Origin of the sequence: Limnohabitans sp. JirII-31 (assembly GCF_002778315.1) — a bacterium.
Taxonomy (GTDB): Bacteria; Pseudomonadota; Gammaproteobacteria; order Burkholderiales; family Burkholderiaceae_C; genus Limnohabitans.
In genome coordinates this window covers 25,334-41,013 of the sequence record NZ_NESA01000017.1, presented here as the reverse complement: position 1 = coordinate 41,013, position 15,680 = coordinate 25,334, and the positions used below count along the sequence as shown (strand labels likewise).

Sequence of the window (15,680 nt, the reverse complement as noted above, 5' to 3'; positions counted from 1 at the left end):
CGACCCGCGATCACGGGATTTGCAGGCCCATCACGCGACCTTCGCGTGTGACCAACACTTGAGTTGTCCCTGCCTGAACAGGTGCTGCGGCCAACTCGCTGCCATCGAGTTTGACGCGGTTGAGCAAGGCACCATCGGCCAAGGACAACAGATACAACCAGCCACCGTTGTCTGCCAGCAAGACGCCCCTAGGCGTGACCAAAGGTGCGCTCAGAACACGGTATTTCAAACGTTCGGTGTCCCACAAGCGTTCACCATTGCTGCGGTTCCAAGCCTGCACCACGCCGTTTGACAAGGTGGCAATCAGCAATTTGTCGTTGCCACTGACACCACGATCTCCGTTGGAAACACGGGTCCACACAGACTGACCACGTTCGGCATTGACACACCCAATTTGTGCCTGAAAAGCGCGTGCGCACACCACATCACCCTGTCGGTCAACAGGGCTGACCAAATCCACCAAGCGCTCCATGTCGTTGGTTCCGCGTGGTGTGGCAATGGCCGATTCCCAGCGAATCGCGCCGGTGTTTGGATCTAAACCTGCCAAGCGTCCCGACAAACCCGCCAGCAGCGTATTTTTGAAGGGCACCAACACGCCCGCCTGCTTGAGCACCAACGGTTCGCCCGGGCGCTGTTGCGTCCAAAGCTGGCCACCCGTGGCACCGTCAAAAGCCAACACCGAACGATCGGCCGTCAACACAAACACACGTCCACCCGCCAGCAATGGAGGCGTGAACGACGACGAGGTCAAATTTTGGCGCCATTGCACCTGCCCATCTTTGAGAACCACCAATTGGTTGTCACGCGTGACCACGGCCACTTGTTGACCATCGCTGCCCACGCCTGCGGCAATGGCTTGGTTCAGGTTGACACGCCAAATGTCTTGGCCGGTTTGCGCAGACAACACGACCACCGTGCCTTGGCTATTGGCCAAGGCCACGCGATCCCCGCGACTGGCTACCGCCAAAGGAAAGTTCACTGTCCCAATCTGTGCGCTCCACGAAGTCCGCACGTCTTGCAACACGGTCACGTTGGGAAAGTCTTCGGGTTTGGGGCGAGACGTGCCGCAGGCAGCCAAGCCCATGCAAAGCCCAAACACGGCAAGCTTAGAAATCACGGACCGAAAGGTGGTGTTCACTTGTTAGGTTCCTTGGCTGATGTTTCTTCAGGATCGGCGCCCAATGCGGATAACTTGACCGCCACCAAACGGCGGTATTCAGCATTCGCATCAAAGCCTTTCCAGGCTTGTTGGTAATGTTTGATCGCGTCAGCAGGCTTGTTCTCGAGCATGTCGATGTCGCCCAAGCGATCTGCCACCAAAGGTTCAAAAGACGCAGGCACCTTGGCAGCCAGTTGTTGGCGCGCCGCATCAAACGCTTTGTCTTCGATCTGCAAGGCGGCCAGACGCAAACGGGCCAGTGCTTGATAGCCCGCGTCATCGGATTTGTCGATCACCCACGTCAGTTGCTTGCGCGCATCGGCGGGACGAGCTTTGTCTTGGTAAATGCGTGCGGCCAACAAGGCAGCTTGCTGCGCGTAGCTGGTGCTGGCAAATTTGTCTTCGATGTCTGCCACTGAACGATCCAGCAGGGCCATGTCCGCGCTGATGGCGGCGCGCTCGACGGTGTCGTACAGCGCGGCCGACTGCGCCGCTTGCTTGGTTGACCACGACTGCCAGCCCATCCATGCTGCGTAGCTGCCCAGTGCAGCAATGGCAGCCCAGGTGATCAGATCGCCCCAGCGCTTCCAAAAGTGCTTGAGCTCATCGATTTGTTCTTGTTCTTCGAGGTCGAGGTGAGATGCCATGGTGGTCAGTGCTTGCTAAAAAGTTAGGCGGATTGTAGGCGTGCGCTCTCTTGAGCCAGACGTTGCGTCACCGCATTGAGCACACCCGCCAAGGGGATGGCATCTTGTGCGCCGGCTCCGTCACGCAAGGACTTGAGTGTGACCTCGCCACGGGCCAACTCATCGCCGCCAAAAATCAGTGCCAACCGCGCGCCACTGGCGTCAGCCTTCTTGAATTGCGACTTCATGCTGCCCATGCCCTCACCCGCTCCAGCATGCATTTGCGCCGACAGGCCTTGGGTACGCAAGGTTTGCAGGGTGGCAAACACCACGGGCAAAGCCGAGGCATCGGGCACGATGGCGTACACATCCGGCCCCACTGCGTCTGGCAAGGTGCCTTGCTCCTTGAGCAACTCCAACACACGCTCAACGCCCAGGGCCCAGCCCACTGCAGGCGCGGGTTTGCCTCCGACTTGTTCGATCAGGTAGTCGTAACGGCCGCCACCGCAAATGGTGCCTTGTGATCCCAAACGGTCGGTCACAAACTCAAACACCGTGAGGTTGTAGTAATCCATGCCGCGCACCAAACGCGGGTTGATGCGGTAGCTCACGCCGCTGGCATCCAAAATCGCACGCACCGCGTTGAAGTGAGCCAGCGAGGCTTCGCCCAAAAAGTCGATCAACTTTGGCGCGGCTTCCACCACCGCTTGCATGGCCGGGTTCTTGGTGTCCAAGATGCGCAGTGGGTTGCTGTGCAAGCGGCGTTTGGCTTCATCATCGAGCACCTCTAAGTGCTGCTCCAAATGCGCAATCAGGGCGGCGCGGTGGGCGGCACGCTCAGACGGTTGGCCTAGGCTGTTGAGCTCCAGGCGCACGTCTTGCAAGCCGAGCTCTTGCCACAAGGTGGCGGCCAACAAAATCAATTCAGCATCCACCTCGGCCCCTGGAAAACCCAAGGCTTCTGCGCCGATCTGGTGGAACTGGCGATAGCGGCCTCGTTGCGGGCGTTCGTGGCGAAACATCGGCCCCATGTAGTACAGACGCTTGCCGCCGTCGTAGAGCATGTTGTGCTCCACCACCGCACGCACCACACCGGCCGTGGCCTCAGGACGCAAGGTGAGCTGTTCGCCATTCAAGCGGTCTTCAAAGGAGTACATCTCCTTTTCCACAATGTCAGTGACCTCACCCAGGCCACGCACAAACAAGGCCGTGGGCTCCACGATCGGGGTGCGCAGGTTGCGGTAGGCATGGCGCGTCATCAAGCCACGCACCTTCTCTTCCAGCCATTCCCAATGGGCCGATGCGGGTGGCAGCAAATCGTTCATGCCTTTGACGGCTGTCAACGCCTGGTGCTTGGGCAGTTTGGCGACGGGTGCTTGGGGTTTGTCGTTCTCTGAAGTCACAGTTTTTCCATGGCGTTTTGGCAATCAGCCAAAGCGTTTTTCGATGTAGGTTTCAACAATTTGGTGGAACTCGCGGGCAATGTTCTCGCCGCGCAAGGTCATGGCCTTTTCACCATCGATGAACACGGGGGCCGCCGGTGCCTCACCGCTGCCCGGCAAGCTGATGCCAATGTCAGCATGTTTGCTCTCTCCGGGTCCGTTGACGATACAGCCCATCACCGCCACCTTGAGGTTCTCTACCCCTGGGTATTGGCTGCGCCAGACGGGCATTTGGGCGCGCAAAAAGTCGTCGATTTCTTTGGCCAACTCTTGGAAGGTGGTGCTGGTGGTGCGGCCACACCCCGGACACGCGGTCACACTGGGCACAAAGGCGCGCAGCCCCAAGGCTTGCAAAATTTCGGAAGCAATCACCACCTCTTGGGTGCGCGCTTCGCCGGGTTGCGGTGTCAGAGACACGCGGATGGTGTCGCCAATGCCTTCTTGCAACAAGATCGACAAGGCGGTGGCGCTGGCCACCGTGCCACGTGTGCCCATGCCAGCTTCGGTGAGCCCCAAGTGCAGCGGGTAGTTACAACGCTGGGCCAGTTCGCGGTACACCGCGATCAGGTCTTGCACGCCACTGACTTTGCAACTGAGCAAAATTTGCTCGGGCGCCATGCCCATCGATTCGGCCAACTTGGCGGAATCAATGGCCGAGGTGATGAGGGCTTCGTACATCACCTGCTTGGCATCAAAGGGCTGCGCACGCTGGGCATTGGTATCCATCAGTTGAGCCAGTAGCTCTTGGTCCAAGCTGCCCCAGTTCACACCGATGCGCACCGCTTTGTTGTAGCGCATGGCCGCTTCGATCATTTGGCCAAACTGCTTGTCGTGTTTGTCACCTTTGCCCACGTTGCCGGGGTTGATGCGGTATTTGGACAGGGCTTGAGCACAGTCGGGGTAATCGGTTAATAGGCGGTGGCCGTTGTAATGAAAGTCGCCAATCAGCGGCACCTGAATGCCCATGCGGTCGAGCTGTTCGCGCACATGCGGCACAGCTTGCGCCGCTTCAGGGGTGTTGACCGTCAAGCGCACCATCTCCGAGCCAGCCAAAGCCAGTTCTTTGATTTGAATGGCGGTGCCAATGGCGTCCACCGTGTCGGTGTTGGTCATCGACTGCACACGCACGGGCGCATCGCCACCGACGGTGACGACATGGTCACCCCAGGCCACGCGTGCTTGCAAACTGCGACGCGGTTTGGGATGCGACAACGAAATAGCGTGCGACTCAACGGCCATTGGCAACTCCTGAAGCAGTGGGGGCAGGCGCCGCGATGGCGGCAGACTGAACGGGCGTGATCACCATGTGACCGGTGTTGACTTCAGCGGGGGGAATGACATCCACCACAGGCGCAGCAACAGGGGCCACAACAGGTACGTCCACGGCGGCGGCAGGCGCCACCTCTTTGGCGCCGCCCAACCAAACTTGAATGTCAGGCCAAACCGCCAGCAGCAGGGCCAGCACCAACACGGCCACTGCAGCCCCACGCAAGGGTGAGAAAAAGCCTTGAATGGCCAAAAAACTCGACTGTGGCAGCAACGAAGGACGGTGCAGTGGGCTGTCCAAGCCACGCTCGTCTTTGACGGCCAAGCGCGACACATCATGTCCTGGCAACAACGCCAACACCGGCGCAGGATCTGATTTGAGCTGGCGGCACACCGCCAGCGCCAAAGCGCGAGCAAACACAGCATCGGGCAACAAATCCAAACGGTTGTCTTCCAAAGCTTCAAGCTTGGCCACGGGCACACGCAGGGTCGAAGCCAGGGCCTCCAGTTTCAAACCATCGGCCTCACGGTAGCTGCGCAACACAGCCCCTGCAGTTTGGGCCACAGCAGGGGCAGCCCGCTCAACAGAGACGTCTGGGGCAGGTGTGCGGGTGTCTTGGGTCATTGAACTTCAAATTTCTGTTGGGCCAAAGCTTGTGCTTCAGCCGAATGTGGGAAACGCTGCAGCAACTGTGCAGACAATCGTTGTTGGTCTTGGGGCTGCGCCAAGGCACGGGCCAAACGAACGCCGAGCCACAGACTGGCGGCACTGGCTTGCGCGCTGTTGTTGAGGGGTGCCAAGGTGGCTTGTGCTTCGCTTGGGTGGCTGACTTGCCAGTCCAAAACAGCCAGTTGGTAACGTGCGATGGGGTGGTTGGGTTCGAGCGTGAGGGCTGTGTGCAAACTATTGCGCGCTTCGCTCAAACGACCTGCGCGCTGTTGGCACAGGCCCTGTGCCATCCAAGTCTTGGCTTGCTGGCGGTACATCGGTTGCGCCAAAGCCTGGGCAAACAGGGCTTGTGCTTCGTCCAAACGGTTTTGTTGACACAAAAACCACGCTTGGTTGTGCTGCACAGCAGCCAACTCCGCAGGACGTGAGGCAGCAGAGGCCAGGCGCAGGGCTTGCGCAAAGCTTTGTTGGGCCAACTCAGGGGCGTTGTCGCGCTGGTGGATGAGACCGAGCAGGCTGTACGCCTCGGCAAACTGGGGGTCAATCTGCAAAGCCGCCCTCACCTCTTGCTGGGCAACGTCGTTTTGGCCTTGCTCGAAGTAAGCCGTGGCCAAGCTCAAGCGACGCATGGCCCGCACGCGCAAGGCATCGGGCTCGGGTGTGGTCAAAGCGTCGAGACGGTTGGACTCGGACGTGGCACAACCCGCCGTGTTGAGCAACACCAGACCTAGACAGGCCATGGCGATCCAACGCAGGCAAGCGTGCAAGCCAGACCGGTTCATGACGGCACCTGCGTGAGCGAAATCACGCGCTGTTTGGCCATGCGCGCGTCGACTTGGGTGCGGTCTTTCACATCCCCTGCCAACTGGCCACAGGCTGCATCGATGTCATCCCCACGGGTTTTACGCACCGTGGTGATGATGCCTGCCGCACTGAGTTGCTCAGCAAAGGCTTTGACCGTGGCCGCACTGGAACGCGTGAGGCCAGAGGCTGGGAACGGATTGAATGGAATCAGGTTGAACTTGCACGGCACCGGCTCGCCAGCGCCACGCTTGGGCTTGACGAAATCGATCAAGGCCTGGGCATGTTCAGGCTGGTCGTTGACGCCATCGAGCATGCAGTATTCGAAGGTGATGAAGTCGCGCGGTGCATGGGCCAAATAGCGACGGCAAGCATCCATCAGCTCATGCAAGGGGTACTTGCGATTGAGTGGCACCAAGTTGTCACGCAATGCGTCAGTGGGCGCGTGCAGCGACACAGCCAACGCCACGGGACAGTCGTCGCCCAAACGGTCCATCATGGGCACCACGCCCGAGGTGGATACGGTGACACGACGGCGCGACAAACCGTAGCCATGGTCGTCCAGCATGGTGCGCAAAGCAGGCACCAAGGCATGGTAGTTTTGCAGTGGCTCGCCCATGCCCATCATCACCACGTTAGAGATCACGCGCTCGGTGGTGTTGAATTTTTTGCGCAGGAAATGCTCAGCAAACCACAGCTGCGCAATGATTTCGCCCGCCGTCAAATTGCGGCTGAAGCCTTGGTGACCGGTGGAGCAAAAACGACAGCCCACCGCACAACCAGCCTGAGATGAGACGCACAAAGTGCCTCGGTCATCTTCTGGAATGAACACGGTTTCGACGGCGTTGCCGTCTCCCACGTCGAACAGCCACTTGATGGTGCCGTCAGCAGAGTCGTGTTGCGAAATGGGGGTCAGGGGCTGAACCTGGGCACAGGTTTTGAGCTTTTCACGCAAGGACTTGGCCAGATCGCTCATCTGGTCAAAATCTTGCGCGCCCTTTTGGTGGATCCAGCGAAACAGCTGGGTGGCCCGGAAGCGCTTTTCACCCAGGCGCTCACAAAAAACGGCCAAACCGTCGAGATCAAAGTCAAGCAGGTTGGCCGTCATGTGTGTGCTGTGATGAAGCTGCCAAAAGCAGCATCACCGTTTGCCTCTTAGTGACCGTAAACGTTCATGCCAGCGAAGAAGAAAGCGATTTCAACCGCAGCGGTTTCAGCGGCGTCAGAGCCGTGCACAGCGTTGGCATCGATGCTGTCTGCAAAGTCAGCACGGATGGTGCCAGCAGCAGCTTTCTTCGGATCGGTCGCGCCCATCAGGTCGCGGTTTTTCAAAATCGCGTTCTCACCTTGCAACACTTGGATCATGACGGGGCCAGAGACCATGAAGTCCACCAAGTCTTTGAAGAAAGGACGCTCTTTGTGCACGGCGTAAAAAGCCTCGGCTTCGCCACGTGACAGGTGGGCCATGCGAGCAGCGATCACTTTCAAGCCAGCGGCTTCGAAACGAGCGTAGATCTGGCCGATCACGTTCTTGGCCACAGCGTCAGGCTTGATGATGGAGAGGGTGCGTTCGATGGTCATTTACTTTTTTCCTATGGAGTTGTTTTAGAAACTTTGGTTCGTCAAGTGCGAAGCCCGCTATTTTAACCGTTCTGCGTTGCCCAAAGGGGTTTACCCACAGGCATGCGGGTGATCAGCGCGAACCTCGCGCGCCACGCTTGGGGCCTAAAGGCGGACGCGGTCCAGTTGCAGGTTTGCCACCTCGCACCAAACCTGCTTTGAAGGCTCGCTGGCCGGCTTGTTTGCGCTGGCGCTCCATGTCAAAACTATCGGCGCCGATGTAGCCCACCGAGGTTTTCATCGGATCGGGCTGGGCATCACGCACAGGTGCCTGCGTGTTCTTGCCGCCCCGCTTGCGTTCGGTACGCACCAGGCGCTCGGGCCCCGTATTGCGCTCTTCTGGCGCACGCGGGTAGGAAGGGCGTGGCCCCACGCTGTTGCCACGACGGCGGCTGCTGGCGCGTTCGGTGCGGTGGTTGTGGGCAGGTCCGCTCTCCAGCGGTGCCTGGGCACCGGCAGCTTCCATCAGGGCGCGGATATCGCGCTCGCCCAACTCCACGAAAGCACCACGCTTCAAGCCACGCGGCAACACCATGGCGCCGTAACGGATGCGAATCAAACGGCTGACCGCATGGCCCACCGCTTCAAACATGCGGCGCACCTCGCGGTTGCGGCCTTCCGAAATGGTCACGCGGTACCAGCAGTTAGAGCCTTCGCCGCCGCCCTCTTCGATGGAGCCAAACTGTGCCGGACCATCGTCAAGCTGAATGCCGTCAATGAGTTGTTGCTTTTGCTCCATGCTGAGTTTGCCCAAGGAGCGCACCGCGTATTCACGTTGCAAGCCAAAGCGCGGGTGCATCAATTGGTTGGCCAGCTCACCCGAGCTGGTGAACAGCAGCAAGCCTTCGGTGTTCAAGTCCAGGCGCCCGACCGACTGCCACTTGCCTTGGTACAGGCGCGGCAAACGGCGAAACACGGTCGGACGATTTTGTGGGTCGTCATTGGTCACCACTTCGCCCGCAGGCTTGTGGTACGCAATCACACGCGGAGGCGGCGGCGCAATGCGCACTTTGAGTTGTTTGCCATTGACCTTGATTTGGTCGCCAAACTGAACTCGCTGCCCCACGTGGGCGGGCTCGTTGTTGACCAACACATGGCCTTCGGCAATGAGTTTTTCCATCTCAATGCGCGAACCCATGCCCGACTGCGCCAACACCTTGTGCAGCTTGGGCGACTCGGGTTGGGGCAGCAGCACGCGTTTGCTGGGCAGGTCGTCTTCGCGGGTGGCTTCGACGTCAAATTCGCCCGACACGACGTCGGCGAACTCGATCACCGGCTCGTGGGGCAGCGTGGCCCCGTCGTCGTGGTTTTCAGGATGCATGGGGTTCTTCTTCGCCGTCTGAGGCAGGTTCAACAGGGTCTATCGGTTCGCTGGTGACAGCGGATGAGGGGGTGTCATTGGGCAAGGCCTCAGCCAGACTGGCGTCAACCTGCGCCAGTGCGGTCTCCAGCAAGACAGGGGCTTCAACGATGACAGGGTTGTTCTGGGCATTCACCGCATCTTCAAGCGCCATCAGCATTTGAGACTCGGGCGCTTCGTCGCTCAAGCGGGCAAAGGCATTGGCCTGCGCTTGCGCGGTGTCGTAGATCGGCAGTTGATCCAGTGAAGCCAAGCCCAAGTCGTCCAGAAACTGGCGCGTGGTGGCATACAGGGAGGGACGCCCCACGGTTTCACGGTGGCCAATCACCTCCACCCAACCGCGGTCTTCGAGCTGCTTGAGCACCAAAGAGTTGATGGTCACACCCCGGATGTCTTCCATGTCACCGCGCGTCACCGGTTGACGGTAGGCAATGATGGCCAATGTTTCCATGGCGGCACGGCTGTATTTGGGGGGCTTCTCGGGGTTCAAGCGATCCAGGTACTCGCGCATCTGGGGGCGGCTTTGAAAGCGCCAACCGGTGGCCACCTCCACCAATTCCACGCCACGCTGGGCCCAGTCTTGTTGCAGGTCTTCCAACAAGGTTTTGATCGTGTCGGCACCCAGCGCGTCTTGGAACAGAACGCGCAGCTCACGCACGGGCAGCGGTTGGTGCGAACAAATCAACGCGGTCTCAAGGACACGCTTGGCATCGACGGTATTCATCGTCTGCTGTTTCCGGGGTCATGATTGAAGGATGGGCCCCGAAAATCTGTCTCGGGGCGGTGGGTGGCAATGCAACAGGGGGAGGCCCACCTGGGTTTAAGAGCAATCGCAAGTCAGAGCCAAAGGGCTCACCGCTTTCACAAGCGTGAGCCCTGATTGTACTGGCAGACGCCGAATCAGGCTTGTTCAGGACTGTGCAGCTTCATTGCAGCCAACAAAGACGTCATGTCAGTTGGCAAAGGTGCCTCAAACACCATGGGCTGGCCGGTGATGGGATGCGCAAAGCTCAAGCGAAACGCATGCAAGGCTTGGCGGGCAATGCCCATATTCATGGGCCCCGCGTACAAGGAGTCACCCAACAGGGGATGTCCAATGTGCGCCATGTGTACCCGAATTTGATGGGTGCGACCGCTGTGCAGCGTGCACTGCACCAGACATGCGTCGTCTTGCGTGTCAAGACAGTCAAACGTGGTGTGGGCTTCTTTGCCACTTTGGCGGGTCAAATCGACCACCGCCATGCGCAAGCGATTACGCGAGTCACGGCCCACCGCAGCCTCCACCTCGCGACGCTTCGCACCATTCCAGGTGCGGTAGGCCACGGCCAAGTACTCGCGATGCACCTCGCGTGCACCGATCATCGTGACCAAGGCGTCCATGCAGCGTCGGCTGCGTGCCACCACCATCAAGCCGCTGGTGTCTTTGTCCAAGCGGTGCACGATACCTGCCCGAGGCAGCATGACCGCTTGTGGGTCCAGGGCCAACAAGCCATTGAGCAAGGTACCGCTCCAGTTACCAGGGGCGGGGTGGACCACCAAACCGGCAGGCTTGTGGATCACACGCAGGTCGTCATCCTGGTAGACCACGTTCAAATCCATGGCCTCGGATTTGAAGGCTTGGCTTTGCGGTGTGGGACGCAAGGTGACTCGGTAGCGTTCCCCCATTCGTACGCGGGCAGAAGCCTTGCTGACCACCCGGGACTCAGGCAGCAGACTGCTGACGCAACCCTCGCTCAAGAGCTGCTGAGAAAAACTGCGGGAGAACTCGGGCAACAAAATGACCAACGCACGGTCCAAGCGTTCGCCATGCAGGGTGGTCGGAATATCCAGCTCACGCCATTCCACTTCGGGGCCGTCTACCACATCGACGGTGTCGTCCAGCAAAGCATCCTCCTCGGTTGGGACAAGAGAGTGCGGCTGAGCCGATAGAATGGTTTGTCTTTGCTTCAAGAAAGTAGCCTGTGGTGTTACGACTCAAATTATCGGTGGTGTGGATGGCTTTCGGCTTGGTCTGTGCCATTCTTTTGTCTGGCTGTGCCGCAGAGAAAGATGCCACCGCGAACTGGAGCGTGGACAAGCTCTATAGCGAAGCCAAAGACGAAATGACTGCGGGTGCCTACGACAAAGCCATTGGCTACTACGAAAAACTGGAAGGCCGCGCCGCAGGCACCGCCTTGGCGCAGCAAGCACAACTCGACAAAGCATGGGCACAGTACAAAACCAGCGAGCCCGTGCAGGCCGTGGCCACACTCGACCGTTTCATCAAACTCCACCCGGCCAGCCCAGCACTGGATTACGCGCTGTACCTCAAGGGCGTGGTGAACTTCAATGACAACTTGGGGCTTTTCTCGTCATTGACCAACCAAGATTTGGCTGAACGCGACCCCAAGCAAGCCAAAGATTCATTTGAAGCGTTTCGCGAATTGACCACGCGCTTCCCAGACTCCAAGTACAGCCCGGACGCACGCTTGCGCATGGCCTACATCAAGAACTCGCTGGCACGCTCCAACGTGTACGTGGCGCGCTACTACTTCAAGCGTGGGGCCTATGTGGCAGCCATCAACAGAGCCCAGATCACCGTCAATGAATACCGTGATGTGCCGGCGGTGGAAGAAGCCTTGTTCATCATGGTGCAGTCGTATGACCGTTTGGGTCTGGAGCAATTGCGCGACGACACCCGCCGCGTGCTCGAGACCACCTACCCTGACAGCACGCTCTTGTACCCAGAGCGCGCTGCAGCGGCTAAAAAGCCGTGGTGGAAGCTGTGGTGAGCGCGGCCAGCTTGAGCGCTTCGAGCGCTTGAGCCAAGTCAGCCTCGCTCTCCAAGCGACGCATCGGCGGCATGGCCGCCATCAAACGCTTGCCATAGCCCGTGGTGACCAAGCGGTTGTCACACAACACCAGCAAACCCTGGTCGGTTTCGCGGCGAATCAAGCGTCCGGCACCCTGCTTCAAAGCCACCACCGCCTCGGGCACAAAGTAGTCGTTGAACGCGCTGCGACCTTGGGCCTCTAAACGCTTGCTGCGCGCTTCCACCAAGGGGTCGTTGGGAGGCGGGAACGGCAGCTTGTCGATCACCACCAGTTGCAACGCATCGCCAGGCACATCAAAGCCTTCCCAAAACGTGGCCGAGGCCACCAACACGCAACCGCCCTCGCCCGCCTGTGCGCCTTCGCGAAAGCGCTCCATCAAATGACGCTTGGGCCACTCGCCCTGCACCAAGACCTCAATGCCGCTGCCATCGAGCTGCTGCTTCATCAACTCGCCAATGGCACGCAAGGCGCGCAAGGTGGTGGTCAGCACCAAGGTACGCCCCCCTATACGACGCACCGCATCACTGGCCAACTGGGCCACTTGCGCGCTGTGCGCCGGGTCATTCGGGCGCACCACGTGGCGCGGCACATACACACTGGCCTGGTTGGGGTAATCAAAGGGGCTGCTAACGCGCAACACCTTGGCCGACTCCAGACCACACGGTTCGGTGAACCATGTCAGACCTTCGTCGTCGCCCAGCGTGGCAGAAGTGAACACCCAAGCACGCGCACGCTCGTCGGTGGTGGCACCTGACGTGGATGCGTCTTGCGGTTTGGCGGATATCAGTTTGTCGCGCACGCTCTGGGCAATGTCCAATGGGGCCTCCATCAACCGCATTTGCGACGCGGTCACATCGACCCAGCGTACCGCTTCGGGCGCGCAGGGCTTCAAAAAGGCATCCACTTGTTGCGCAATGTCAGCCACACGCTCAAACATGCGCACAAAGTCGGGGGCCAACTCACTCACGGTTTCCAGCGCACGCAAGGCCTGCACACAGGCCGCACCGAGGTCTTGCAACGCCAAACTCCAGGCCTCTGGGTGAATGCCCTCGGGGGCATCGCCCGTCCAGCGCAACTTGAGTGCGCCGGGGCGCTTGCCCGCCACCAAGCGCAGTTCACGCGTGGCACGTTCCAGCAAGGAGGAAACACCTTGCCAATCGGCCAGACCTCGGGCCAACTGTAAGCCGGTGGCCAACATGTCCCGCGTCAAGTCGAGCAATTGGGCGGTGCCCAACTGGTGGCCTAAAAACTGAACCCCGGTTTCGTTGAGCTGGTGTGCCTCATCGAAGATGACCACACGCACCGTGGGCAGCAACTCGGCCATGCCGCTTTCACGCACCGCCATGTCGGCAAAAAACAAATGGTGGTTGATGACCACCACATCGGCACCCAGCGCTTCGCGACGGGCCGCATTGACATGGCAGCTCTTGAACTTGGGGCACTGTGAGCCCAGGCAGTTGTCACGGTTAGAGGTGATCAACGGAATCAGCGGCGAACGCTCGTCCAGCCCCGGCAGTTCGGCCAGATCGCCCGTGGTGGTCGCGTGCGACCAGGTTTCGACTTTGGCCAACAAATGCACCGTGGTCCGGTCAGGCAAGCTGCTGCTTTGGCGCGCCATCTCCAGGCGGTGGGTACACAAATAGCTGCTGCGCCCTTTGAGCAAGGCCAAGCGCACCGGCAGATTCAAGGCTTGTACCAGGCGCGGCAAATCACGCGCAAACAATTGGTCTTGCAAAGCTTTGGTGGCGGTGGACAACAACACGCGTTCGCCACTGAGCAAGGCTGGCACCAGATAGGCAAAGGTTTTTCCCACGCCTGTGCCCGCCTCCACCACCAAGCTGCCACCGTGTGCCACCACATCGGCCACCGCCAACGCCATATCGGTTTGGCCCTGACGGGGTTGAAACTGATCCGTGGCACGGGCCAACACCCCCAGCGGTGCGAAGGCTTCTTGCACCATGTCGCGCAACGGGTTGTCCATCAGGCAGGCTCTTTGGGTTCGAGATCGCGCTCGATCTGCTGAATCTGATCGCGCAAACTCAAGCGGCGTTTTTTGAGTCGGCGCAGCATCAACTCGTCTTGCGGCACCATCTCACTCAAGCGGTCGATGCTGGCATTCAAATCGGCATGCTCCATGCGCAACTCAATGAGTTGGCGCTCGGGCGAGCGCAGGTTTTCATGACTCATCGTGAGGCCCCTGGCACGGGCAATGGGGCTGCGGGCGGTTTGTCGCGTTCACGTCGTTTCTTTTCAAGATTGTCACGGTGGGCTTGGGCCTCGCGTTGTTTGCGTTCATAAGCTTCACGCTCGCCACCTTTGGCATCGTGCTCCGCTTGTTTTTCCGCTTGTCGCTGCTCACGTTCTTGTGCGTTTTGCACCGCTTGCTCGCGTTCACGTTGGGCTTGCTGTTGCTGTACTTCGTTGTTTCTGTCAGCCATGCGCTGCGCGGCTTGCTCGGCTTTGATGCGTCGCTCCAGGTCTTTGAGCGCCAACTCTTCTTTGCGCAGCTCGACGTTGGCTTCGATGCGACGGTCCCGTGCTTGCAAGCGACAACGGGTCACATTGAACTGCTGGTAGCACAGGCGCATGTCTTGGTTGTAGGTGTCCTCCAACTGCTGACGTCGCATGTCGAGTCGACTGCTTTCGGCCTGTCGTTCGGCTTCGCTGGGCCATTGCGCCTGTGCAGCACACATAGCCGCCCAGAGAAGCCAAAAAATCAAACCACGTGTCATGTCAGCGCCGTATCCACCGTGCGACGTTCCAGCGCCAGGAATTCGGCGGACTGCATTTCGTTCAGACGCGAGACGGTGCGAGGGAACTCGTGCGCCAGAGGACCTTCGGTGTAGAGCTGCTCGGGTGGCACCGCTGCCGACATGATGAGCTTGACACGGCGGTCGTACAGCACATCCACCAACCATGTGAAGCGTCGCGCCTCGGACGCTTTGTTCACCGGCATGAAAGGCACATCGCTGAGCACGACGGTGTGAAACTGCGTGGCAATTTCAAGGTAATCGTTTTGCGAACGTGGGCCACCACACAGGGTTTTAAAGTCGAACCACACCAAACCACCCGCGCGCCGACGCGCCTTGATTTCGCGCGACTCGATGTGCAACACCGGGTCTTCGTCAGGGCACTCCGCCAAGCGGTTGAAGGCATCGGTCATGGCCGCATCGGCCTGGGGGCCCAAAGGCGTGTGGTACAGGTCGACTTGTTCTAGGACACGACGGCGGTAGTCGGTGCCGTTGTCGACGTTGATCACTTCCAACTGCTGGTTCAACAACGCAATGGCCGGCAAGATGCGGTCGCGGTGCAAGCCATTGGGATACAAGTCATCGGGTTTGAAGTTAGAGGTGGTGACAAAGCCCACCCCGTTGTCAAACAAGGCATCGAGCAGCCGATGCAAGATCATGGCGTCGGTGATTTCAGCCACATGGAATTCGTCAAAGCAAATCAGCTTGTAACGCTTGGCAATTTTTTGCCCCAATATTTGCAAGGGATTGGCAGTGCCAGACAGTTCGCGCAACTCGCGATGAACCTCGCGCATGAACTCGTGAAAGTGCAAGCGCGTCTTGCGCTGAATCGGCACAGCATCGAAAAAACAATCCATCAAAAAGCTCTTGCCGCGTCCGACCCCGCCGTACATGTAAACACCACGTGGAATGGGCGGACGGTTCACCAACTTTTTGAGCTTGCTGGAACGTTTGGTTTTGTAGGCCGCCCACTCGGTGGCGCAACGCTCTAATTCGTCAATCGCACGCAACTGCGCAGGGTCGCTTTGAAAGCCGCGGGCTTGGAGTTCTCGTTGGTAGTTTTGATGCACTGACATAGCGGGGGTATTGTGCCTTGGACCTTGCGCGGCTCGGTACGAAGGGTTGATTGACTTGGATTTTTAAATCAAAAAACCCGCCATCTCTGGCGGGTTC

At 59.3% G+C, this 15,680-nt stretch carries 16 protein-coding genes; 1 reads left to right on the top strand and 15 read right to left on the bottom strand.

Going from position 1 to position 15,680, the window contains the following annotated elements:
• Nucleotides 1-10: 10 nt before the first annotated feature.
• The 11 genes from bamB to B9Z41_RS15910 form a co-directional block, all read right to left on the bottom strand.
• Complete coding sequence (bamB, locus tag B9Z41_RS15960) at nucleotides 11-1,138, bottom strand: outer membrane protein assembly factor BamB (RefSeq protein WP_233202745.1); 1,128 nt, start codon at nucleotides 1,136-1,138, stop codon at nucleotides 11-13.
• Nucleotides 1,135-1,806: a tetratricopeptide repeat protein gene (locus tag B9Z41_RS15955; protein WP_100148072.1), complete on the bottom strand. Its 672-nt coding sequence runs from the start codon at nucleotides 1,804-1,806 to the stop codon at nucleotides 1,135-1,137. The genes bamB and B9Z41_RS15955 overlap by 4 nt, the downstream gene beginning before the upstream one ends.
• Nucleotides 1,807-1,829: 23 nt before the next feature.
• Nucleotides 1,830-3,110, bottom strand: coding sequence for a histidine--tRNA ligase (hisS, locus tag B9Z41_RS15950; protein ID WP_100148089.1), 1,281 nt, complete (start codon nucleotides 3,108-3,110; stop codon nucleotides 1,830-1,832).
• 102 nt (nucleotides 3,111-3,212) lie between these two features.
• A complete protein-coding gene (ispG, locus tag B9Z41_RS15945; RefSeq protein ID WP_100148071.1) occupies nucleotides 3,213-4,466 on the bottom strand; it encodes a flavodoxin-dependent (E)-4-hydroxy-3-methylbut-2-enyl-diphosphate synthase in 1,254 nt (417 codons plus the stop codon).
• Nucleotides 4,456-5,118 (bottom strand): RodZ family helix-turn-helix domain-containing protein, encoded by a 663-nt coding sequence (locus tag B9Z41_RS15940; RefSeq protein WP_100148070.1) that lies wholly within the window; start codon nucleotides 5,116-5,118, stop codon nucleotides 4,456-4,458. The genes ispG and B9Z41_RS15940 overlap by 11 nt, the downstream gene beginning before the upstream one ends.
• Entirely contained in the window at nucleotides 5,115-5,945 is an 831-nt protein-coding gene (pilW, locus tag B9Z41_RS15935; RefSeq protein WP_100148069.1) for a type IV pilus biogenesis/stability protein PilW, read from the bottom strand. Before pilW ends, B9Z41_RS15940 begins: the two co-directional genes overlap by 4 nt.
• Nucleotides 5,942-7,072 carry a 23S rRNA (adenine(2503)-C(2))-methyltransferase RlmN gene (gene rlmN, locus B9Z41_RS15930; protein ID WP_100148068.1) on the bottom strand — a complete coding sequence of 377 codons (1,131 nt, stop codon included), beginning with the start codon at nucleotides 7,070-7,072 and terminating at the stop codon, nucleotides 5,942-5,944. Before rlmN ends, pilW begins: the two co-directional genes overlap by 4 nt.
• A 47-nt stretch (nucleotides 7,073-7,119) precedes the next feature.
• The gene (gene ndk / locus B9Z41_RS15925; RefSeq protein ID WP_100148067.1) at nucleotides 7,120-7,545 is read right to left on the bottom strand and encodes a nucleoside-diphosphate kinase; all 426 of its coding nucleotides are present in this window, start codon (nucleotides 7,543-7,545) and stop codon (nucleotides 7,120-7,122) included.
• Nucleotides 7,546-7,657: 112 nt separating this feature from the next.
• Nucleotides 7,658-8,905 carry a pseudouridine synthase gene (locus B9Z41_RS15920; protein ID WP_100148066.1) on the bottom strand — a complete coding sequence of 416 codons (1,248 nt, stop codon included), beginning with the start codon at nucleotides 8,903-8,905 and terminating at the stop codon, nucleotides 7,658-7,660.
• Nucleotides 8,895-9,668, bottom strand: coding sequence for an SMC-Scp complex subunit ScpB (scpB, locus tag B9Z41_RS15915; RefSeq protein WP_100148065.1), 774 nt, complete (start codon nucleotides 9,666-9,668; stop codon nucleotides 8,895-8,897). Before scpB ends, B9Z41_RS15920 begins: the two co-directional genes overlap by 11 nt.
• A gap of 176 nt (nucleotides 9,669-9,844) precedes the next feature.
• Nucleotides 9,845-10,828: an RluA family pseudouridine synthase gene (locus B9Z41_RS15910; protein ID WP_233202744.1), complete on the bottom strand. Its 984-nt coding sequence runs from the start codon at nucleotides 10,826-10,828 to the stop codon at nucleotides 9,845-9,847.
• 80 nt (nucleotides 10,829-10,908) lie between these two features.
• Here B9Z41_RS15910 and B9Z41_RS15905 point away from each other — a divergent pair, with 80 nt between their 5' ends.
• Entirely contained in the window at nucleotides 10,909-11,715 is an 807-nt protein-coding gene (locus tag B9Z41_RS15905) for an outer membrane protein assembly factor BamD (RefSeq protein WP_233202743.1), read from the top strand.
• Here B9Z41_RS15905 and B9Z41_RS15900 read toward each other — a convergent pair.
• The 4 genes from B9Z41_RS15900 to zapE are packed head-to-tail and all read right to left on the bottom strand — an operon-like array spanning nucleotide 11,687 to nucleotide 15,583.
• Entirely contained in the window at nucleotides 11,687-13,738 is a 2,052-nt protein-coding gene (locus B9Z41_RS15900; protein ID WP_100148063.1) for an ATP-dependent DNA helicase, read from the bottom strand. The genes B9Z41_RS15905 and B9Z41_RS15900 overlap by 29 nt on opposite strands.
• Entirely contained in the window at nucleotides 13,738-13,944 is a 207-nt protein-coding gene (locus B9Z41_RS15895; protein ID WP_100148062.1) for a YdcH family protein, read from the bottom strand. Before B9Z41_RS15895 ends, B9Z41_RS15900 begins: the two co-directional genes overlap by 1 nt.
• Nucleotides 13,941-14,489 (bottom strand): hypothetical protein, encoded by a 549-nt coding sequence (locus B9Z41_RS15890; RefSeq protein WP_143474220.1) that lies wholly within the window; start codon nucleotides 14,487-14,489, stop codon nucleotides 13,941-13,943. Before B9Z41_RS15890 ends, B9Z41_RS15895 begins: the two co-directional genes overlap by 4 nt.
• Nucleotides 14,486-15,583 carry a cell division protein ZapE gene (zapE, locus tag B9Z41_RS15885; protein WP_100148060.1) on the bottom strand — a complete coding sequence of 366 codons (1,098 nt, stop codon included), beginning with the start codon at nucleotides 15,581-15,583 and terminating at the stop codon, nucleotides 14,486-14,488. Before zapE ends, B9Z41_RS15890 begins: the two co-directional genes overlap by 4 nt.
• Nucleotides 15,584-15,680 lie beyond the last annotated feature (97 nt).